General features: G+C 61.2%; 19 protein-coding genes and 1 tRNA gene. 3 read left to right on the forward strand and 17 right to left on the reverse strand.

All coding sequences use genetic code 11. The features are described 5' to 3' along the window. Positions 1-104: 104 nt before the first annotated feature. The 11 genes from ACK4FZ_RS12805 to gmk form a co-directional block, all read right to left on the reverse strand. The gene (locus ACK4FZ_RS12805; RefSeq protein ID WP_409821485.1) at positions 105-491 is read right to left on the reverse strand and encodes a VOC family protein; all 387 of its coding nucleotides are present in this window, start codon (positions 489-491) and stop codon (positions 105-107) included. Between the two features lie 399 nt (positions 492-890). Beyond that, positions 891-969, reverse strand: a tRNA-Ile gene (locus tag ACK4FZ_RS12810). A 31-nt stretch (positions 970-1,000) separates the two neighbouring features. Beyond that, positions 1,001-2,929 carry an RNA polymerase sigma factor RpoD gene (rpoD, locus tag ACK4FZ_RS12815; RefSeq protein ID WP_144373734.1) on the reverse strand — a complete coding sequence of 643 codons (1,929 nt, stop codon included), beginning with the start codon at positions 2,927-2,929 and terminating at the stop codon, positions 1,001-1,003. Between the two features lie 73 nt (positions 2,930-3,002). Continuing rightward, entirely contained in the window at positions 3,003-4,781 is a 1,779-nt protein-coding gene (gene dnaG, locus ACK4FZ_RS12820) for a DNA primase (protein ID WP_409821487.1), read from the reverse strand. Positions 4,782-4,790: 9 nt separating this feature from the next. Beyond that, the gene (locus ACK4FZ_RS12825; protein ID WP_409821489.1) at positions 4,791-5,237 is read right to left on the reverse strand and encodes a GatB/YqeY domain-containing protein; all 447 of its coding nucleotides are present in this window, start codon (positions 5,235-5,237) and stop codon (positions 4,791-4,793) included. 112 nt (positions 5,238-5,349) lie between these two features. Continuing rightward, on the reverse strand, positions 5,350-5,562 hold the full coding sequence (gene rpsU / locus ACK4FZ_RS12830) for a 30S ribosomal protein S21 (RefSeq protein WP_144373731.1): 213 nt from the start codon (positions 5,560-5,562) through the stop codon (positions 5,350-5,352). 126 nt (positions 5,563-5,688) lie between these two features. Continuing rightward, positions 5,689-6,483 carry a thiazole synthase gene (locus tag ACK4FZ_RS12835; RefSeq protein ID WP_144373730.1) on the reverse strand — a complete coding sequence of 265 codons (795 nt, stop codon included), beginning with the start codon at positions 6,481-6,483 and terminating at the stop codon, positions 5,689-5,691. A gap of 19 nt (positions 6,484-6,502) precedes the next feature. After that, positions 6,503-6,709 carry a sulfur carrier protein ThiS gene (gene thiS / locus ACK4FZ_RS12840; RefSeq protein WP_409821491.1) on the reverse strand — a complete coding sequence of 69 codons (207 nt, stop codon included), beginning with the start codon at positions 6,707-6,709 and terminating at the stop codon, positions 6,503-6,505. 4 nt (positions 6,710-6,713) lie between these two features. Then, a complete protein-coding gene (locus ACK4FZ_RS12845) occupies positions 6,714-8,867 on the reverse strand; it encodes a RelA/SpoT family protein (RefSeq protein ID WP_409821493.1) in 2,154 nt (717 codons plus the stop codon). Between the two features lie 8 nt (positions 8,868-8,875). After that, positions 8,876-9,082, reverse strand: coding sequence for a DNA-directed RNA polymerase subunit omega (rpoZ, locus tag ACK4FZ_RS12850; RefSeq protein WP_017509856.1), 207 nt, complete (start codon positions 9,080-9,082; stop codon positions 8,876-8,878). A gap of 64 nt (positions 9,083-9,146) precedes the next feature. Continuing rightward, positions 9,147-9,773 (reverse strand): guanylate kinase, encoded by a 627-nt coding sequence (gmk, locus tag ACK4FZ_RS12855; protein WP_409821495.1) that lies wholly within the window; start codon positions 9,771-9,773, stop codon positions 9,147-9,149. Between the two features lie 171 nt (positions 9,774-9,944). Between gmk and ACK4FZ_RS12860 the strand changes: the two genes are divergently transcribed. Next, complete coding sequence (locus ACK4FZ_RS12860) at positions 9,945-11,237, forward strand: NCS2 family permease (protein WP_409821497.1); 1,293 nt, start codon at positions 9,945-9,947, stop codon at positions 11,235-11,237. Between the two features lie 10 nt (positions 11,238-11,247). Beyond that, entirely contained in the window at positions 11,248-11,805 is a 558-nt protein-coding gene (locus tag ACK4FZ_RS12865; protein ID WP_144373724.1) for an adenine phosphoribosyltransferase, read from the forward strand. Positions 11,806-11,958: 153 nt separating this feature from the next. On the opposite strand, the gene ACK4FZ_RS12870 is transcribed toward ACK4FZ_RS12865, so the two are convergent. The 6 genes from ACK4FZ_RS12870 to ACK4FZ_RS12895 all read right to left on the reverse strand — a co-directional run bounded on the left by ACK4FZ_RS12870 (position 11,959) and on the right by ACK4FZ_RS12895 (position 18,094). Then, positions 11,959-13,938 (reverse strand): methyl-accepting chemotaxis protein, encoded by a 1,980-nt coding sequence (locus ACK4FZ_RS12870; protein WP_409821499.1) that lies wholly within the window; start codon positions 13,936-13,938, stop codon positions 11,959-11,961. Between the two features lie 252 nt (positions 13,939-14,190). Continuing rightward, the gene (murA, locus tag ACK4FZ_RS12875) at positions 14,191-15,447 is read right to left on the reverse strand and encodes a UDP-N-acetylglucosamine 1-carboxyvinyltransferase (RefSeq protein WP_144373722.1); all 1,257 of its coding nucleotides are present in this window, start codon (positions 15,445-15,447) and stop codon (positions 14,191-14,193) included. Between the two features lie 10 nt (positions 15,448-15,457). Continuing rightward, on the reverse strand, positions 15,458-15,703 hold the full coding sequence (locus tag ACK4FZ_RS12880) for a BolA family protein (protein ID WP_144373721.1): 246 nt from the start codon (positions 15,701-15,703) through the stop codon (positions 15,458-15,460). Positions 15,704-15,742: 39 nt separating this feature from the next. Then, positions 15,743-16,498 (reverse strand): ABC transporter permease, encoded by a 756-nt coding sequence (locus tag ACK4FZ_RS12885; RefSeq protein ID WP_409821502.1) that lies wholly within the window; start codon positions 16,496-16,498, stop codon positions 15,743-15,745. After that, complete coding sequence (locus ACK4FZ_RS12890; protein WP_144373719.1) at positions 16,498-17,400, reverse strand: ATP-binding cassette domain-containing protein; 903 nt, start codon at positions 17,398-17,400, stop codon at positions 16,498-16,500. Before ACK4FZ_RS12890 ends, ACK4FZ_RS12885 begins: the two co-directional genes overlap by 1 nt. A gap of 46 nt (positions 17,401-17,446) precedes the next feature. Next, entirely contained in the window at positions 17,447-18,094 is a 648-nt protein-coding gene (locus tag ACK4FZ_RS12895) for a TetR family transcriptional regulator (RefSeq protein WP_409821504.1), read from the reverse strand. Between the two features lie 313 nt (positions 18,095-18,407). On the opposite strand from ACK4FZ_RS12895, the gene ACK4FZ_RS12900 reads away from it, so the two are divergent. Then, positions 18,408-19,577, forward strand: coding sequence for an efflux RND transporter periplasmic adaptor subunit (locus ACK4FZ_RS12900; protein WP_409821506.1), 1,170 nt, complete (start codon positions 18,408-18,410; stop codon positions 19,575-19,577). Positions 19,578-19,589 lie beyond the last annotated feature (12 nt).

A 19,589-nucleotide genomic window follows, 5' to 3' on the forward strand; every position in this document is an offset into this window, starting at 1 on the left:
CTTGGGTTGAGCGTAGCGAAGCCCAACGTTTACCGAGTTTTTGGCTACCAGTTTCAAAAGCGCGGTAAACGTCGGGCTTCATTTCATTGAGCCCAAGCTCGTGCTCATTGCATTGAATGCAGGCCAATCGTATTGCCTTCGGTATCGACGATCATCGCAATAAAGCCGTGCTCGCCAATAGCCACCTTGTCTTTAAGTATCTTTCCTCCATGCGCTACCGCTCGTTCAGCCTCAACTGAACAATCCTCGCAGGAGAAGTAGACCAAGGTACTACCGCCAGAAGGACATCCCGCCATTTTCACCAGCGCCCCTGCTGCGCCTGAACTTTCCATTGCCATCGGAAAAGCCCACATTTCCATGTCTGGGAAACCGTCAGGGTCCGGGTTTTTCAGCTCTTCTAATGTGCCTTGAAACACGGCCTCGTAAAACGCCTTCGCACGGGGCATGTCCTGAACGTAGATTTCAAACCAACCGACCGGATTGCTATTCATGGTGTTGCTCCTTTTGGGACAAATCGTGAAGAGAAGCTTAGTTGCAGCAGAGTAGAGTGCCGGTTGAGCGCCATGTCTGCAGTCCAAGCTGCAGTACTCCGTAACGGCATACACAGTTCCAAGCGGGCAGCGCCGCTACACGGCTATTGCGATGCCCATGTTCTTGGTGAAGGTATCTATCAGGTCATGATATTGGGATGACTGGTGTGCTGGCAAGGTGTTGCCGCCGTAAGCAGGATGCAGGGCAGACGCCATCTGCCTGGACGTTTTCGGCTTGTTGTCATGAACCCAGTGCAGCTTGTGCAGTTGATGAGTATGGCGGACGGTAGGGGCTGTGATGGTACGGTGCCAGGGCAAAGAAAAAGGACCTGCAGCATGCGCTGCAGGTCCTTGCTTTCTTGGTGGGCCCCCCGGGAGTCGAACCCGGCACCAACGGATTATGAGTCCGCTGCTCTAACCAGGCATGAGCTAGAGGCCCTAGAGGGCGTCAATTATAGCAAATAAATGCTTTATTGGTTACCCGGTTCGTTATCGAGGAAGCTGCGCAGGCGCTCGGAACGGGTCGGGTGGCGCAGCTTGCGCAGCGCTTTGGCCTCGATCTGACGGATACGCTCGCGGGTAACGTCGAACTGCTTGCCCACTTCTTCCAGCGTGTGGTCGGTGTTCATGTCGATACCGAAACGCATGCGCAGCACCTTGGCTTCGCGCGGGGTCAGCGAGTCCAGCACTTCCTTGGTGGCGTCGCGCAGGCTGGCGTACATGGCGGCTTCGGCCGGGGCTACGGTTACCGAGTCTTCGATGAAGTCACCCAGGTGGCTGTCGTCGTCGTCGCCGATCGGGGTTTCCATCGAGATGGGCTCTTTGGAAATCTTCATGATCTTGCGGATCTTGTCTTCCGGCATCTCCATCTTTTCGGCCAGTTCGGCCGGGTCCGGCTCGCGGCCGGTTTCCTGCAGGATCTGGCGGCTGATGCGATTCATCTTGTTGATGGTTTCGATCATGTGCACCGGAATGCGGATGGTGCGCGCCTGGTCCGCGATGGAGCGGGTAATGGCCTGACGGATCCACCACGTGGCGTAGGTGGAGAACTTGTAGCCGCGACGGTATTCGAACTTGTCCACCGCCTTCATCAGGCCGATGTTGCCTTCCTGGATCAGGTCGAGGAACTGCAGGCCGCGGTTGGTGTACTTCTTGGCGATGGAGATCACCAGACGCAGGTTGGCCTCGATCATCTCGCGCTTGGCCAGACGGGCTTTGGTTTCACCCGACGACATCTGGCGGTTGATCTCTTTCAGATCGTTGATGCTCAGCATGGACTTCTGCTGCATGTCGGCGATCTTGGTCTGCTTCTCGATGATGGCGTACTTGAAGCGGCCCAGCACGTCGGACCAGTCTTTGCCGCTGGCGATTTCGCCTTCTACCCAGGCCAGGTTGCATTCGTTGCCCGGGAAGTTTTTCACGAAGTACTGGCGTTCCATGCGCACGCGGGTGACGCAGATGTCCAGGATTTCGCGTTCCAGCTTGCGGATGCCGTTCACGCTGGCGCGCAGGCTTTCACACAGGCTTTCGATCTGGCGGGTAGAGAAGCGCACGCCCATGAACAGCTCGGTGATGGCGGCCTGGGCTTCGTTGTACTGCTTGCTGCCAAAGCCGTGCTTTTCCAGCGCGGCCAACAGGGCGGTGTATTGCTCGCGTACCTGGGCGAAGTGAGCCAGCGCTTCCTGCTTCAGCTCTTCGAGGTTGGCTTCGCTGACGGCGGCTTCGTCGACAGCTTCGTCTTCTTCGTCTTCGTCTTCTTCTTCGTCCAGCTCGGTGTCTTCTACCACCGGCTCGGCAAATTCCACGGCGGCTTCGGCGGTGTCGGCTTCGGGGTCGATCATGCCGTCGATCACTTCGTCGATGCGCAGTTCGCCGGCTTCTACCTTGTCGATCAGGGCCAGTACCTCTGCCACGGAGCCCGGGCAGGCGGACAGCGCCTGGATCATGAACTTCAGGCCTTCCTCGATGCGCTTGGCGATGACGATCTCGCCTTCACGGGTCAGCAGCTCTACCGAACCCATTTCGCGCATGTACATGCGCACCGGGTCGGTGGTGCGGCCGAACTCGGAGTCCACGCTGGAGAGGGCGGCTTCGGCTTCTTCCACTGCGTCTTCGTCGGCCACGGCAGGGGTGGCGTCGGACATCAGCAGGGTTTCGGCATCGGGTGCCTCATCGTACACCTGGATGCCCAGGCCACCGATCATGGTGACGATGTTTTCGATCTGTTCGGCGTCGGAGACGTCTTCGGGCAGGTGGTCGTTAATCTCTGCATACGTGAGATAGCCACGTTCCTTGCCCAGAGCAATCAGCTGGCGCAGGCGTTTCCGCTGCTCTTCCAGGCTCATTGGCTCGGTTGCCGGTTCGTTGTTCTGTTTCTTGGTGTCGGGAGATGCCGCCATTTGGTTTCCTGCTCGAAAAAAGCCGAAAAAAACAATTGATTATATCACAGCTACGTGTAATTAACCGAGCTCGCTACCCTGAGGTTGGCCGCATGCGGCGGGTGAGCAGGGTGCGCAGGAGCTGTAGCTCTTCTGCAGTGAGGTGCTCGTACCCCTTGCTGGAGAGGGTGGAGACCAGTTCGTCGTCGTAGCGGTCCATCAGCCGGGCAAAGCCCAGCCTGAAACTTTCCTTGTCGTGCTCGTCCGGGTTGGCAAACTCTTCCGGCTCGCGCAGCGACTCGTGCAATACCGAGTCGATCATGGTTTCGTGCTCGGTATGGCGGAAATGCTCGGCCAGTTGCGCGCTATTGGGTAGCGGGTCGCTGGCCTGAATGTATTCGATGATGGCGACCAGGGTGGCCATCTCGCCGTCGTATTGCTGACTTTCGCGCACGTCCACGCAGTGTGCCCATTGCGGGTTCAGCAGCGCCCACTTGATCTGCTTGCGCACCATCGGCGTGCTGGCCGGGCGGCTGGAGTCACGCGGCAGACGGTACTCGCGGCGGCCCTTGCGTTCCGGGCGCGCTTGGCCGGTGAGCATGTCGATCTCGTCGACGTCCATCTGCGTCAGCTCGGCCAGCCGTTTCTTGATGATATAGCCCAACATGGGGGCGGCTATCTGGTCCAGCAAGGGTTTGGCTTGCTTGATCAGTTCGGCGCGGCCTTCCGGGCTGGACAAATCGACGCTGGCGGTCAGCTCGCGGGTGAAGTAGGCCGACAGCGGAATGCTCTGCTCGCGCAGCGCGGCTTCGAATGCGTCGCGGCCGAACTCGCGGATGTAGCTGTCCGGGTCGTGCTCTTGCGGCAGGAACAGGAAGTGCAGTGCCTTGCCGTCCACCAGCTGCGGCAGGCTGTTTTCCAGCGCGCGCCAGGCGGCCTTGCGGCCTGCCTTGTCGCCGTCGAAGCAGAAGTACACCTGGTCGGCGTGGCGCAGCAGCTTGCGGACGTGTTCGCCGGTGGTGGCGGTGCCTAGCGTGGCCACCGCGTACTCCACGCCGTATTGCGCCAGCGCCACCACGTCCATATAGCCTTCCACCACCAGCACGCAGCCGGCGTTGCGGATGGCCTGACGCGCTTCGTACAGGCCGTACAGCTCGCGGCCCTTTTCGAACAGCGGGGTTTCCGGCGAGTTCAGGTATTTGGGTTCGCCCTTGCCGATGACACGGCCGCCAAAGCCGATGATGGCGCCGCGCTGGTTGCGGATGGGGAACATCACGCGGTCGCGGAAGCGGTCGTAGCGGCGGCCGCTGTCTTCGGCTTCGATCACCAGACCGGATTCCAGCAGCGCCGGGCTTTGGTAGTCGCTGACCACACTGGCCAGGTTCTGCCATTCGCCGGGGGCGTAGCCCAGGCCGAAGCGGGCGGCAATCTCGCCGGTCAGGCCGCGGCCTTTCAGGTAGCCGATGGCGTTGACGGCGCTTTTGAGCTGCTGCTTGTAGTAGGTGGCGGCCTGGGTGAGGGCGCCTTCCAGCGACAGCTGCTTTTCACGCGCGGCGCGGCTGGCTTCGGGGTTGGCCGCACGCTCTTCGGGCACTGGCATGCCCAGGCCTTCGGCCAGGTTCTTTACCGCTTCGACAAAGTTCAGGCCCTGGTATTCCATGACAAAGCCGATGGCCGAGCCATGCGCGCCGCAGCCGAAGCAGTGGTAGAACTGCTTGCTGGGGCTGACCGTGAACGACGGGGATTTTTCTTTGTGGAACGGGCAGCAGGCCATGTAGTTCTGGCCTGCCTTTTTCAGCGGGACGTACCTGTCCACCACGTCGACGATGTCGACGCGGGACAGTAGCTGGTCGATGAAATCCTGCGGGATCATCCGGCTGGGTTAGCCGGCCAGTTTGGCCTTGATGCGGGCGGATACCGCGCCCATGTCGGCACGGCCGGCCATGTGCGGCTTCAGCAGCGCCATCACTTTGCCCATGTCCTGCATGCCGGCAGCGCCGCTGGCGGCGATGGCGCCGTCAATCATCACGTCGATTTCTTCGGCGGTAAGCTGTTGCGGCAGGTAGGCGGTCAGTACGGCCATTTCGGCCTTTTCCTTGTCGGCCAGGTCCTGGCGGTTGGCGGTTTCGTACTGGGTGATGGAGTCGCGGCGCTGTTTCAGCATCTTGTCCACCACGGCGGTGATGCCGGCATCGTCCAGCTCTACGCGCTCGTCCACTTCCTTCTGCTTGATGGCGGCCATCAGCAGGCGGATAGCGGCCAGGCGTTCGGTTTCGCGCGCTTTCATGGCGCTTTTCATGTCTTCGGAGATGCGGGCTTTCAGGCTCATGATGGTGTCCAGGCTGGAAAGGGTGGGGTTGGCCGCAGCGGCTGCTGCAGCCAGCGCATAAATGGCAAAACCGCAGGCCAGGCCTGCGGTCTTGTGTGTGCTACCGGAAAGCTTAGTACAGCTTCGGCGGCAGCATCTGGCTGCGGATGCGCTTGTAGTGGCGCTTCACGGCAGCAGCTTTTTTGCGCTTACGTTCTGCGGTCGGCTTCTCGTAGAATTCGCGTGCACGCAGTTCGGTCAGCAGACCGGTCTTTTCGATAGCGCGCTTGAAGCGACGCATGGCTACTTCGAACGGCTCGTTTTCTTTAACGCGGATAGTCGGCATTTAGCTGAGGTCCTTGATTCTTTGGCTTGGGGCGTTTCCGCCCCGAGAAAAATGAGTATTCTAAACAACGTTGTAGCTTTTGTAAAAGCCAGATGCGTGGCAACGGGTATTTGTGTGCACTGCGCATCACCCTGAACGGGAAGAAATCACCCCCTCACGTGGCGAACTCGGTGTCGCCGAATAAAAGCGTTTAGGCATACGCCCGGCCAGGTACGCTTCGCGACCGGCCTGGACGCCCAGTTTCATGGCCAGTGCCATCCGCACAGGGTCTTGTGCGGCAGCAATGGCGGTATTCATCAGTACCCCGTCGCAACCCAGCTCCATGCCGATGGTGGCGTCCGAGGCGGTGCCCACGCCGGCATCTACCAGCACGGGAACGTTCGATTGCTCGATGATGAGCTGCAGGTTCCACGGGTTCAGGATGCCCATGCCGGAGCCGATCAGGCTGGCCAGCGGCATGATGGCGCAGCAGCCGATCTGTTCCAGCTCTTTCGCCACGATGGGGTCATCCGAGGTGTAGACCATCACGTCAAAGCCTTCCTTCACCAGGGTTTCGGCGGCTTTGAGTGTGTCGCGTACATTGGGGTACAAGGTATGCGGGTCACCCAGCACTTCCAGCTTGACCAGACGGTGGTCGTCCAGCAGCTCGCGCGCGAGGCGCAGGGTGCGCACGGCGTCGTCTGCGGTGTAGCAGCCTGCCGTGTTGGGCAGCAGTGTATACCGGTTTTTCGGCAAAAAGTCCAGCAGATTCGGCTCGTTGGGGTTCTGTCCCAGGTTCACGCGGCGAATGGCCACGGTGACAATCTCGCAGCCGGAGGCGTCCAGCGCGTCGGCGGTTTGCTGGAAGTCGCGGTACTTGCCGGTGCCAACCAGCAGGCGGGATTGGTAGGATTTTCCGGCGATGATCAGTGGGTCTTGCACGCTTGGTCCCTTGCTTAAGTTAGCCGCCGCCCACGGCGACGACGATTTCCAGCTCGTCACCCTCTGCAAGCGGGGTGTTGGCGTGCTGGCTACGCGGTACGATTTCGCCGTTGCGCTCGATGGCGATGCGCTTGCCGGTGAGGCCCAGTTCGGTTACCAGCGCGGCGAGGGTGGTGATGGCGGCGTCGAGGTGGCGCTCTTCGCCGTTGATGCGGATGCTTGGCATGCTGCTAGCGTCTTTCTGCGCGCTGGACGACTTCTACCTGCTGTACCTGTGCCAGCACCTTTTCCAGATGCTGCAGGTTGTCTACCTGCAGGCGGAAATGGATGTGGATGTAGCCGTCCTGGCTATGGTTGTCCTGGGTGTCCACGGTCTCGATATTGGCCGAGGCGTGCGAGATGGCGGCGGCGATATCGGCCAGCGCGCCGCGCTGGTTGAACGCCAGAATGCTGATGTTCACGCCGAACATGCGGTCTTTCTGGGCTTCCCAGCGTACTTCCAGCAGCTTGTCGGTTTCGACGCGCTGCACGTTGTGGCAGCTGCTGCGGTGGATCAGCAGGCCCTGGTCTTTCTTGGCGATGCCGACGATCTGGTCGCCCGGGATCGGGTTGCAACAGTTGGACAGGTGGATGGCCGCGCCTTCGTTGCCGCGAATGGCAATCGGGCCCAGTGCCGCCTGCTGTGCCTGCTGGCCGGACAGCTCCAGCAGCTTGCGCGCCACCACGGCGGCCAACTGCTTGCCGGTGCCGATATCGGCCAGGATGTCGCTGAAGCGGCGGTTGCGTTCGCCCAGCCGCGTCAGCAGCGCTTCTTCCAGCTCGGGCGTGATTTCCGGCTCGAACGCCGACAGCGCGCTGGCGGCCTGGCGCAGCAGTTTCTGCCCCAGCTGGATGGCGTCTTGCGTTTGCAGCGACTTCAGGTAATTGCGGATGCCGGAGCGGGCACGGCCGCTCTGCACGAAGTTCAGCCACGACGGGTTCGGTTTGGTCTGCGTGGAGGTGATGATGTCCACGGTGTCGCCGTTGCGCAGCACGGTGCGCAGCGGCACCAGGTTGTGGTTGACGCGGGCCGCGATACAGCGGTGGCCAACGTCGGTGTGTACCGCGTAGGCAAAGTCCACCGGGGTAGCGCCATGCGGCAGCACGATGATCTTGCCCTTGGGCGTGAATACGTATACCTCGTCCGGGAACAGGTCGATCTTGATGTGTTCCAGGAATTCCACCGCGTCGTCGCTTTCCGCTTGCATGTCCAGCAAGCTTTGCAGCCACTGGTGGGTGCGCTGCTTGGCGGCGTCGATGCTGGCGTGACCGGACTTGTACATCCAGTGCGAGGCAATACCGGCTTCGGCCACCGCGTTCATTTCGCGGGTGCGGATCTGCATTTCCACCGGCGTGCCGTAGGGGCCGAACAGGGTGGTGTGCAGGCTCTGGTAGCCGTTGCCCTTGGGGATGGCGATATAGTCCTTGAACTTGCCGGGAATGGGCTTGTACAGGCTGTGCAGCGCGCCCAGCGCCAGGTAGCAGCTGGGGTTGTCCTTGACGATGACGCGGAAGCCGTAGATGTCCAGTACTTCGGAGAAAGACAGCTTTTTCTCCTGCATCTTCTTGTAAATGCTGTACAGGTTTTTCTCGCGGCCCTTGATGGTGGCTTCGATATTGGATTCTACCAGCCGCTGACTGACCGCTTTCAGGATCTTGTCCACCACCTCGCGGCGGTTGCCGCGCGCCGATCGCACTGCTTTGGACAGCACGTGATAGCGATTGGGGTGCAGATGCATGAACGCCAGATCCTGCAACTCGCGGTAAACCTTGTTCAGGCCGATGCGGTTGGCGATCGGGGCGTAGATTTCCAGCGTTTCGCGGGCAATACGCTGGCGCTTGTCTTCACGCATGACGTCCAGCGTGCGCATATTGTGCAAGCGGTCGGCCAGTTTGACGATGATGACGCGAATGTCGCGCGCCATCGCCAGTACCATCTTGCGGAAGTTTTCCGCTTGCGCGGTTTCCTTGGTCTGGTATTCCAGCTTTTCCAGCTTGGACAGGCCATCTACCAGGTCGGCAATGGTGCGGCCGAACTGGTCGGTGAGCGTGGGCTTGGTGACGCCGGTGTCTTCCAGTACGTCGTGCATCAGCGCCGCCGCCAGGCCCTGCGCGTCCAGTCGCCAGTCGGTGAGCATGGTGGCTACCGCCAGCGGGTGCGTGATGTACGGCTCGCCGCTCTTGCGGGTCTGGCCTTCGTGGGCGTCGCGCGCAGTGACAAAAGCCTGGCGCAGCAGCTGCACGTCTTCGGGTTTCAGATAGCGTGACGCGGCTTCGAATAACGCCTCGGCCTCGGCGTCAACGAGGGCGTTGTAGTCGATGGGGGAGGCGTTCTCTGGCGTCATCGTGGCGATCAGCCTTTGTGGCGGGTGAGGATTTCGCGGCCAACGTGGCCACCGGCGATTTCGCGCAGGGCAACGACGGTCGGCTTATTACGGCCTTGTTCCACAAAGGCAGTGGCGCCGGATGCCACCTGGCGAGCGCGGTAGGCGGCTGCCAGGGTCAGGTCGAAGCGGTTGTGGATGCGGTCCAGGCAGTCGTCAACAGTGATACGGGCCATGATTTGAGTCTCTCACGAAAGGGTGAAGCAAAAAGATAAGGGATTGCGCGTTCCGGATAAAGCCCTAGCGCGCTGTTTGCATGCCGGCAATGGCGTCGGCATGGCGCTGCAACTGGCGGGCAGCTTGCAGGCGCTGGCTACGGATGACGCTGATCAGGTCCAGACGGGCCTGTTCGAAATTGTCATTGACGATCAGGTAGTCGTACTCGGCTACCTGGTCGATCTCCATGCGTGCCTCGGACAAGCGGCGCTGGATGACCTCTTCGCTGTCGGTAGCGCGGCCACGCAGGCGGGCTTCCAGCACCGGCAGCGATGGCGGCAGGATGAACACGGCCACGGCGTCGCCGAATACCTTGCGCACTTGGCGCGCACCTTGCCAGTCGATTTCCAGCAGGATGTCGCGACCTGCGGCCAACCGTTCGCGCAGCCAGCGTGCGCTGGTGCCGTAGTAGTTGCCGTAGACCTCGGCGTATTCCAGGAAGTCGCCGGCGGCGATCATGCCTTCAAAGGCAGCACGGTCGACAAAGTGGTAGCTCTTGCCGTCTACCTCGCCCTCACGCGGGGCGCGGGTGGTGTACGACACCGACAGCTCTACCCCCGGTTCGGCCTGCAGCAGAGCAGCTACCAGCGAGGTTTTGCCGGCGCCGGAAGGGGCAACCACGATGAAAATCGAGCCTTGGGCTGGCGTCATGTAAGCGCTTCCTAACGAACTTGAGCAATATTTCAGGATACCACAACGCAGGAGCGCGGTTAAGCCGGGCCGGCCACCATAAACTGCAGCGCAACAAACGCGCGTTTCAGGTTAAAATCGCGCGTTTTTCATACAGTTACGTCTCAAAAGACGAGGGGAGGGCATGTCATCATGCTAGAAAGTTTCTTCAAGTTGAAAGAGCACGGCACCGACGTCAAGACCGAAGTCATTGCCGGCTTTACCACGTTCCTGACGATGGCTTACATCGTCATCGTTAACCCGGCCATCCTGTCGATTACCGGCATGGACTTCAACGCTGTATTCGTTGCCACCTGCCTGGCAGCGGCACTGGGTACCGGCATCATGGCGCTGGTGGCCAATTACCCGATCGCGCTGGCGCCGGGCATGGGTCTGAACGCCTATTTCACTTTTACCGTGGTGAAGGGCATGGGCGTGCCGTGGGAAACGGCACTGGGCGCGGTGTTCATCTCTGGCATCGTGTTCCTGGCTGTTAGCCTGTTCAAGGTGCGCGAAGCCATCGTCAACGCCATTCCGCAATCGCTGAAGTTTGCCATTTCGGCCGGTGTCGGCCTGTTTCTGGCCATCATCGCGCTGAAAAACGCCGGCGTGGTGGCAGACCATCCGGCGACGCTGCTGACCCTGGGTAACCTGCACGACCCGAAAGTGCTGCTGGCCATTCTGGGCTTCTTCATCATCGTGGCGCTGGAATACCGCAAGGTGCACGGCTCCATCATCATCGGTGTGCTGACGGTAACCGCCTTGTCCATCATGCTGGGCCTGTCCAGCTTCGAGGGCATTTTCGCGCCTGTTCCGAGCATGGAGCCGACCTTCATGACGATGGATCTGGAAGGCGCGCTGACTGCCGGCCTGCTGGGCGTGATCTTCGTGTTCTTCTTCGTCGACCTGTTTGATACCACCGGCACCCTGGTGGGCGTATCGCACCGTGCCGGTCTGCTGGACAAAGACGGCAAGCTGCCGCGTCTGAAGCGCGCGCTGATGGCCGACTCGGTCGCCATTACCGCCGGCGCTGCCATGGGCACCTCGTCCACCACCGCTTACATTGAATCCGCTGCCGGCACCGCCGTGGGTGGCCGTACCGGCCTGACTGCGCTGGTAGTGGCCATCCTGTTTCTGGCTTGCCTGTGGATTTCGCCGCTGGCCAAGACCGTACCGGCTTATGCCACTGCCCCGGCGCTGTGCTACGTGGCCGTACTGATGACCCGTGGTCTGGCCGAGATCAACTGGGACGACCTGACCGAGTCCGCTCCGGCGGTAATGACGGCGGTGGCCATGCCGTTTACCTTCTCCATTGCGGACGGCATTGCTTTCGGCTTCATCAGCTACGCTGCCATCAAGATTCTGGCTGGCCGCTTTGCCGACCTGAAGCCGGCGGTACTGGTGATTGCCGGTCTGTGGATCGTCAAGCTGGCGTTCTTCCACTAAGGTCATGGCCATGGAAAACCTGAGCAATCTCGACTACTCGCGCTACCTGAAGGGCTGGATCCGCACCGTGCCGAACTGGCCGAGCGAAGGCGTGATGTTCCGCGACATCACCCCGCTGCTGCAGAACCCCAAGACCTTCCGCATGCTGATCGACATCTTCGTGCACCGCTATATGGGCGAGAAGATCGACATGGTGGCCGGCCTGGATGCCCGCGGCTTCATCATCGGCTCGGTGCTGGCCTACGAGCTGAACGTGGGTTTCGTGCCCATCCGCAAGAAGGGCAAGTTGCCGTTCACCACGGTAGCCGAGGAGTACGAGCTGGAGTACGGCAACGCCACGGTGGAAATGCACACCGATGCGGTGAAGCCGGGTGACCGCGTGGTGCTGATCGACGATCTGATCGCCACTGGCGGTACCATGATGGCCGGTTACAAGCTGCTGCAGCGCCTGGGCGCCGAGGTAGTGGAAACCGCCGGCATCATCGAGCTGCCCGAGCTGGGCGGTGGCGACCTGATGCGTGGTCTGGATATTCCGCTGTTTACTGTGTGCTCGTTCGACGGCCACTAGCCCGTGCGCTAACGATGACAACCCTGCCCGCGCAAGCCGGCAGGGTTTTTTGTTACCTGGCGCCGGCGCTGGCGGTCAACGTTGGTGGTGGGGGCGCGCAATGAAAAGCCCTGCCGCTTGGGCAGGCCGATAGTGCCGGCCTTGCGGCCAACCTTACAGTTTGAAGCGGGCCAGCAGCGTTTGCAGTTCATCGGCCAACCGTTGCAGGTCGCCCACCGCACCATTGGCGTGGTGCAGCGAAGCATCGGTATCGGCGGTCATGCCGTGGATGGCATCGATGTGGCGGGCGATGTCGCGGCTGGCGGTGGACTGCTCGGCGGTGGCGGCAGCGATGTGCCCGACGGTGGCCAAGACGCCCAGATTGTGCTCGCGGATCTGGGTGATGGAGCCTGCTGCACGTTCGGCCAGCATCACCCCGTTTTCTACCTGGCGAATGGCTTCTTCCATACTACCTGCGGCGCCAGCGCTGGCTTCCTGCACCTGGCGAATGCTGCCGGCGATCTCTACCGTGGCGGTGGCGGTGCGTTCGGCCAGCTTGCGCACTTCGTCAGCGACTACCGCAAAACCGCGCCCGGCCTCGCCAGCGCGGGCGGCTTCGATGGCTGCGTTCAGGGCCAGCAGATTGGTTTGCTCTGCGATGTCCTTGATCACCTGCACGATGCTACTGATTTGCTCAGAGCGGTTTTCCAGCCCGCTCAGCACACCGCCAATACGCCGGATGGTATCGGCAATACGGCCAATCTCGCTGGCGGTACTGTGCACGCTGTGCGCTACCTGCTCGGCTTCGTCACCGGCGCTGCGTGCTGCCTGTTCGGCCTGGCTGGCGGCGTCGGCAATGCGGCTGATGCTGCCTGATAGCTGGGCTACCGCACTGGCGGTGTTGGTGGCAGCTTGTGCCTGCTGGCCAGAGTGCTGGCTGATATCGAGCGTTTCGGTCGCCAATGCCCCTACGGCTTGGTTGACCTGGCCGGTGCGTTCGCGTACCTCCAGCAACATGTGGCGCAGTGACTGGCTGAAACGGTTGAAGGCGGTGGCCGAGGCGCCGATTTCGTCACGGCCGTGGATGGGCAGCTGGCGGGTGAGGTCGCCGTCGCCGCCGGAAAGCTCGGCCAGCGCGTGTTGCAGGCGTGACAGCGGTGCAATCAGCTTGCCTAGCAGCAGGCCCAGTGCCAGCAGGATCACGGCCAGCGCAGCCAGGCTCAAGCCGGCGGTTTTCCAGCTGGCGGTGCGGGTATCGGCAAAGGCGCTATCGAGCGGAATGGAGATACGTACCGCCCATGGCATGGCGTTGCGGCCAACCTGTACCGGCTGCAGCAGATGCAGGGTGTTATCTTGTGTGTACTCGAAAGCTTGGCCAGCCTTGATGGCGGCGAGGGTAGACGGTAGCAGGGCCGGGTCCGGCTTGCCGACCAGGGCCGCATCGGCAGCACCTAGCACCATGCCACTGTTGGAATAAATGCTCATGTAGCCGTCGCCGTAGGGCCGTACTTGTGCCGCGAGGGTTTGCAACTTGCCCAGACCCAGATCGATACCAACCACGCCGGCAAAGCTACCGTTGATCAGTATCGGATGTGACAAGGTGGCCATCATTACCTTGATGTCACGGTCTTCGTACGGCTCGGTCATCACGCTCTGACGGCTGGCCTTGGGGGCGGCGTAATAAGCGTCTTCTTCTACGTCTTCAGCGCCCCAGACGGCGTCTTCCTTGCCATCCTTGCGGTACCAGTACACGCCGGCACGCCCAGTGGCATCGTTTTCCGGTTTGCCGGCCAGTTCGGCATCGCGGCCATCCAGAGCATTGGGTTCCCACAGTGTGAAAATGCCGACTGCATCCGGGTGCTGTGCCAGCAGCTGCCGCGTTTGCAGGCTAGCGACGCGCCGCAGGTCACTGCCGCCACTGCCTGGAAGGGACTGCATGGCGATGGCCAGTGTGGCGGCAGCTGTATCACTACGTTCCAGCAGGACGCGCAAGCGTTTGGCTTCGTCAGCAGCCTGCAGTCTGGCGTGCTGCATGACATGCTGTTCTGCTTGCCGCATGCTCAGCCAGCTATTGAGCCCGATGATGGCCGCGAAGCCGATAAAGACCAGCAGGCCGGCACCGATCAGCAGTTTGCTCTTGATACTGTGTGGCATGGCGCATCCTTGTTTAATATTTTTTACATTATCGATAGGGTGCAGGGGTGATGGCAATTTTTATCAACTTTATTGGCATTTGAATTGCATAAAATGCTGGTTTTGTGATTTTTTCGCCTATCTGTATTTGTTTTTAGTTGTGATGTTTAAAAAAGAAAGGTGAGTGTGTGGGTGGGCTAGGTAATGCGGGCAACAAAAAACCCTGCTTGGCAGCAAGCAGGGTTGTGGGGCGGTGCAGCGTTTGCAGCGTGCTTAGTTGACGCGGGTAATGTTGGCGCCCACTGCGTTCAGTTTGTCCTCGATGTGCTCGTAGCCACGGTCCAGATGGTAGATGCGATCGACGGTGGTTTCGCCTTCGGCCACCAGGCCGGCCAGCACCAGGCTGGCAGAGGCGCGCAGGTCGGTGGCCATCACGGTGGCACCGGACAGCTTTTCCACGCCTTTGACGATAGCAGTGTTGCCTTCCACTTCAATGTTGGCGCCCATGCGGTTCAGTTCCGGCACGTGCATGAAACGGTTTTCGAAGATGGTTTCGGTCATCACGGCAGCGCCGTCGGCGATGGCGTTCAGCGTCATCATCTGGGCCTGCATGTCGGTAGGGAAGGCCGGGTGCGGCAGCGTGCGTACGTTGACAGCTTTCGGGCGGCGCTTCATGTCCAGCGAGATCCAGTCGTCACCGCATTCGATCACGGCGCCGGTTTCGGCCAGCTTGTCCAGAATCACGTCCATCGCACGTGGCGCAGCGTTACGCAGCACCAGGTGGCCGCGGGTCATGGCGGCGGCCACCAGGAAGGTGCCGGCTTCGATACGGTCCGGCATGATGGCGTGCTGGGCGCCGTGCAGGCGTTCCACACCTTCGATCACCATGCGGTCGGTGCCGATGCCCTGGATGTTGGCACCCATCGCCACCAGGCAGTGGGCCAGATCGACCACTTCCGGTTCGCGGGCGGCGTTTTCCAGGATGGTGGTGCCTTCGGCCAGTGCTGCGGCCATCATCAGGTTTTCGGTACCGCCGACGGTGACCATGTCCATCACGATGTGCGCGCCGCGCAGGCGCTTGGCGCGCGCTTTGACGTAACCGTGCTCAATGGAGATTTCGGCACCCATCGCCACCAGGCCCTTGATGTGCTGGTCCACCGGACGGCTACCGATGGCGCAACCGCCCGGCAGCGACACGGTGGCTTCACCGTAGCGGGCCAGCATCGGGCCCAGCACCAGAATGGACGCGCGCATGGTTTTCACCAGCTCGTACGGTGCCACCAGGGTATCCAGCTGGGCGGCGGTGATTTCGACTTCGTGCACGTTGTCGGTCATCACGCGTACGCCCATGCCTTGTAGCAGCTTCTGCGTGGTGGCCACGTCGCGCAGCATCGGCACGTTGGTCAGCTTGAGGGTGTCGGCGGTCAGCAGACCGGCGCACAAAATGGGCAGGGCGGCGTTCTTGGCGCCGGAAACGCGGATTTCGCCGTTGAGCGGGCCGGTGCCGCCCTGAATGACCAGTTTTTCCATGGTGTTGTTTTTAGCCTTGTTGCTGTGCCCATTCTTCCGGGCTGAGGGTCTTCATCGACAGTGCGTGGATCTCGGCACGCATGCGGTCACCCAGAGCCTTGTAGACCAGCTGGTGACGCTGCACGCGGTTGCGGCCGGAAAACTCGGCGCTCACGATCACGGCTTCGAAGTGGGTGCCATCGTCGCCCAGTACCTGGATGTGTTCACAGGGCAGGGACGCGGTGATGACGTTCTGGATGTAGTCTGCACTAACCATGGGGAATCCTGTAGGAATGCTTTAATGAAACGTAGCGTCTTACTGACGCAATTTGTAGCCACTGGCGATCAAATGCAAGGACCAGCCAGCCAGAAGCGCAAAACTGCCGGCCACCACCGCCAGCGACAGCCACGGCGACACGTCGCCCTGGCCGAAGAAGCCGTAACGGAAACCGTCGATCATGTAGAACACCGGGTTCAGGTGGGACACGGTTTTCCACAGGGGTGGCAGGCTGTTAATGGAATAGAACACGCCCGACAGGAAAGTCAGCGGCATGATCAGAAAGTTCTGGAAGGCGGCCAACTGGTCGAATTTATCAGCCCAGATGCCTGCCACAATGCCCAGTGTACCCAGAACGCCACAGCCGAACACGGCAAAGACCAGCACCCATAGCGGGTGCGCCGGTAGCAGCAGGCCGAACCAGCTGGTGACCGCCAGCACGCCGGCGCCCACTACCACGCCCCGCACCACGGCGGCCAGCAGGTAGGCGGCAAAGAATTCCAGCGCCGTCAGCGGTGGCAGCAGCAGGAACACGATGTTGCCGGTGATCTTGCTCTGGATCAGGCTGGACGAGCTGTTGGCAAAGGCGTTCTGTGCCATCGACATCATCGCCAGCCCCGGAATGAGGAACGCGGTATAGCTGACGCCCGGGTAGGCTTCCACGTGCTGCGACAGGACGTGCGAAAAAATCAGCTGGTACAGCAGGGCGGTCAGCACCGGTGCCATCACGGTCTGGAAGGCCACCTTCCAGAAGCGCAGGATCTCTTTCTTGAACAGCGTCATGAAGCCGTGCATCAGGCGCGCCCTCCATGCATCATTTTCACGAACACCTGCTCCAGATCGGTTTCCTGTACCGACAGCTCGCGCACTTCGACTGCGGCCAACCTCAGCTCGCGCAACACGTCTTCCAGGCGGGTGATGTCGGCTAGTTGCAGCACGTGGCGGCCGTCGGCTTCGCGGATTTTCAGTGCCTGCAGGCTGGCAGGCAGCGCGCCGGCCAGCTTTAGCGAGATTTCGCGGCTGGCGCTATGGGCCAGCAGCTTGTCTTTGTTTTCCAGCGCCAGCAGCTTGCCTTTTTTCATCATGGCGATGCGGCTGCACAGGGTTTCGGCTTCTTCCAGGTAGTGGGTGGTCAGCACGATGGTATGGCCGGCGTTGTTCAGCTCCTGCACGAAGGCCCACAGGCTCTGGCGCAGTTCCACGTCCACGCCGGCTGTAGGTTCGTCCAGCACGATCACCGGCGGGCGGTGGACCAGCGCCTGCGCCACCATCACGCGGCGCTTCATGCCGCCTGACAGCGCGCGCATATTGGTGCCGGCCTTGTCGGTGAGGCCCAGTTTGTGCAGCAGTTCGTCGATCCAGGCATCGTTGCGGCGGATACCGAAATAGCCGGACTGGAACACCAGGGCTTCGCGGACGCTGAAAAAGGGGTCGAATACCAGTTCCTGCGGCACCACGCCCAGCGTCATGCGGGCGCTGCGGGCGTCGCGTACGGTGTCGTGGCCCATGATGCGGATGTGGCCGCTATCGGGGCGCGATAAACCTGCCATGGCCGAAATCAGGGTGGTCTTGCCGGCACCGTTGGGGCCGAGCAGGGCGAAGAACTCGCCTTGTTCTACGGTAAAGCTGATGTCATCCAGTGCCTGCAAGCTGCCAAAGCGCTTGCTGACAGACTCGATGCTGATCGCGTGGGTCATGAACGGAGCGTGCGGATAAAAGCGGAAAGCGCGGAGTATACGCCAATCAGGCGGCGGGTGCAGCGTCCTGTAGCCAGCATTCGTCACGGAAAATCCCGACAAAATAAGGGCTTAACATGGCAGATAGATGGCGGTGGATGGTGTCGTTATCAATGGCAATCATCCAGCTGTGGCACAGGCCACCGTACAGCGAGTGCAGGCCGATGGCGGCGAGGGCGGGAACCACACTCGGCCGCAGCAGCCCCTGGCTGTCGGCTTCTTCCAGCACCCTCGCCAACTGGGCTTCTTTTTCCTGGGTCCAGCTCAGTTGCTCCAGCAGCAGCGGCGCCATCTCGCCGACTTGCTCGCAACCGATGTGGTGGATGGCGCAGATGCGGCGCATGCGCTGGTCGTGGTACAGCAGGTCGAACATGGCGTGCACATGGCGCCAGAGCCTTGCCGCCGGGTTGTAGCGCTTATCGAGCAGAATGCCGTTGATGATTTCCAGCGCCGGCATGATGCGGTCGCACAGCGCGTTGAACAGGTCCAGCTTGTTGGCAAAGTGCCAGTAAATGGCGCCACGCGTCAGTCCCGCCGCTGCTGCAATGTCGGTCAGCGAGGTGGCGGCCACGCCTTGCTCCCAGAACACCTTTTCAGCGGTGTCCAGCAGCAACTGGCGGGTTTGTTCGGCTTCTTCGCGGGTTTTTCTGGCCATGTCGATAACAGGGGTTTCAAAGCGGGCATAAGGATAGCGGCAAACGCCACATCCTGCAGCACTGTTTGTTTACATACATACGTGAATGTATGTATTATGGCATCAAAATGCGCGACTTGCCTTTGTATTTTGATAATTTGGCATCACACACCGCCCGGCAATGCCCTGTGTTCATGTTGATTGCATCAGTCAATCACGGGCTACACTGAAGCGTGTACGCATGAAGCAGGGCGGCCACTTTCGGCCCGGCAAGACGCATGACATCAAGAATCGGCCTGCTTGCAGGTATAACTTTCCTATCAAGGAGCATTCCGTGATACCCACCAAACCTTCAATTGCCGTATTGCTGCCTCTGGCCGTGCTGCTCGCCGCCTGCGGCAAAGGCGGTGCTGACCAGGCCGCCGGTCACGGTGGCCAGATGCCGCCGATGCCGGTGTCGGTGCAAACCATGCAGGCAGCCGACGTACCGCTGATTACCGAATATGTAGCGCAGACCAGCGGCTCGCGCGAGGTGGAGGTGCGCGCGCGCGTGTCCGGCATCCTGCAAAAGCGTGCCTACACCGAAGGTAGTAGCGTGAAAGCCGGCGACTTGCTGTTCCAGATTGACGCGGCGCCGTACCAGGCTGCCGTCGATCAAGCTGCCGCCGCGCTGAAACTGCAGGAAGCCAGCCTGATCCGCGCCCAGCAAGACCACGACCGCGTGATTCCGCTGTTCAAGGAAAACGCCGTCAGCCAAAAAGACCGCGACGACGCGGTGGCGGCGCTGGCCAGCGCCAAGGCGTCAGTTGCTGCGGCCCGCGCTGCATTGAAGAGTGCGCAGATCAACCTGGATTACACCCGTGTTACCGCACCGATTGGTGGTGTGACCAGCGCCGAGGTGCGTTCCGAGGGCAGCTTGGTGCAGGCTGGCGAAGGCAGTTTGCTGACGCGTATCTCGCAGCTAGACCCGATCTATGTGAAGTTCTCGCTCTCGGATAACGACGTGTTGCGTGCACAAAGGTTGGCCGCAGAAGGCAAGCTGCGCCTGCCGGCCGGCAATCGTTACACCGTCAGCGTCAAACTGCCTGACGGTACCGTGTACGGTCGTGAAGGCGTGATCGATTACGCCGACCGCGTGGTAGACCCGGCCACCGGTACCGCTGCTGCCCGTGCCACCTTTGCCAACCCGCAGGGCGAGCTGCGCCCAGGCCAGTTTGTGCGCGTGCAGCTGAAGGGGGCAACCCGTCTGGGCGCGCTGGTAGTACCGCAGCAGGCTGTGCTTACTACCCAGCAGGGCAAAATGGTGTGGGTGGTAGGGCAAGATAACACCGCCCAGCCGCGCCCGCTGCAACTGGCGGAGGCCACGCCGGCCGGCTTCATTGTTGAGAGCGGCCTGAAGCCTGGCGAACGGGTGATTGTGGATAACCTGATCAAGCTGCGCCCGGGTGCCAAGGTGGTACCGCAGGCGGCCAAGCCGGCAGCCAGTGCGCCGGCCAACGGCTAAGCCAGGGGGAAG

The sequence above is a fragment of the Vogesella sp. genome (genome assembly GCF_046297735.1).
GTDB lineage: Bacteria > Pseudomonadota > Gammaproteobacteria > Burkholderiales > Chromobacteriaceae > Vogesella > Vogesella urethralis.

Excerpts from the sequence above, each read along its gene's own strand:
- ACK4FZ_RS12805 (WP_409821485.1), bottom strand. The coding sequence starts at position 491 with ATGAATAGCAATCCGGTCGGTTGGTTTGAAATCTACGTTCAGGACATG.
- rpoD (WP_144373734.1), bottom strand. The coding sequence starts at position 2,929 with ATGGCGGCATCTCCCGACACCAAGAAACAGAACAACGAACCGGCAACC.
- dnaG (WP_409821487.1), bottom strand. The coding sequence starts at position 4,781 with ATGATCCCGCAGGATTTCATCGACCAGCTACTGTCCCGCGTCGACATC.
- ACK4FZ_RS12825 (WP_409821489.1), bottom strand. The coding sequence starts at position 5,237 with ATGAGCCTGAAAGCCCGCATCTCCGAAGACATGAAAAGCGCCATGAAA.
- rpsU (WP_144373731.1), bottom strand. The coding sequence starts at position 5,562 with ATGCCGACTATCCGCGTTAAAGAAAACGAGCCGTTCGAAGTAGCCATG.
- thiS (WP_409821491.1), bottom strand. The coding sequence starts at position 6,709 with ATGCCAAGCATCCGCATCAACGGCGAAGAGCGCCACCTCGACGCCGCC.
- ACK4FZ_RS12845 (WP_409821493.1), bottom strand. The coding sequence starts at position 8,867 with ATGACGCCAGAGAACGCCTCCCCCATCGACTACAACGCCCTCGTTGAC.
- rpoZ (WP_017509856.1), bottom strand. The coding sequence starts at position 9,082 with ATGGCCCGTATCACTGTTGACGACTGCCTGGACCGCATCCACAACCGC.
- gmk (WP_409821495.1), bottom strand. The coding sequence starts at position 9,773 with ATGACGCCAGCCCAAGGCTCGATTTTCATCGTGGTTGCCCCTTCCGGC.
- ACK4FZ_RS12860 (WP_409821497.1), top strand. The coding sequence starts at position 9,945 with ATGCTAGAAAGTTTCTTCAAGTTGAAAGAGCACGGCACCGACGTCAAG.
- ACK4FZ_RS12865 (WP_144373724.1), top strand. The coding sequence starts at position 11,248 with ATGGAAAACCTGAGCAATCTCGACTACTCGCGCTACCTGAAGGGCTGG.
- ACK4FZ_RS12870 (WP_409821499.1), bottom strand. The coding sequence starts at position 13,938 with ATGCCACACAGTATCAAGAGCAAACTGCTGATCGGTGCCGGCCTGCTG.
- murA (WP_144373722.1), bottom strand. The coding sequence starts at position 15,447 with ATGGAAAAACTGGTCATTCAGGGCGGCACCGGCCCGCTCAACGGCGAA.
- ACK4FZ_RS12880 (WP_144373721.1), bottom strand. The coding sequence starts at position 15,703 with ATGGTTAGTGCAGACTACATCCAGAACGTCATCACCGCGTCCCTGCCC.
- ACK4FZ_RS12885 (WP_409821502.1), bottom strand. The coding sequence starts at position 16,498 with ATGCACGGCTTCATGACGCTGTTCAAGAAAGAGATCCTGCGCTTCTGG.
- ACK4FZ_RS12890 (WP_144373719.1), bottom strand. The coding sequence starts at position 17,400 with ATGACCCACGCGATCAGCATCGAGTCTGTCAGCAAGCGCTTTGGCAGC.
- ACK4FZ_RS12895 (WP_409821504.1), bottom strand. The coding sequence starts at position 18,094 with ATGGCCAGAAAAACCCGCGAAGAAGCCGAACAAACCCGCCAGTTGCTG.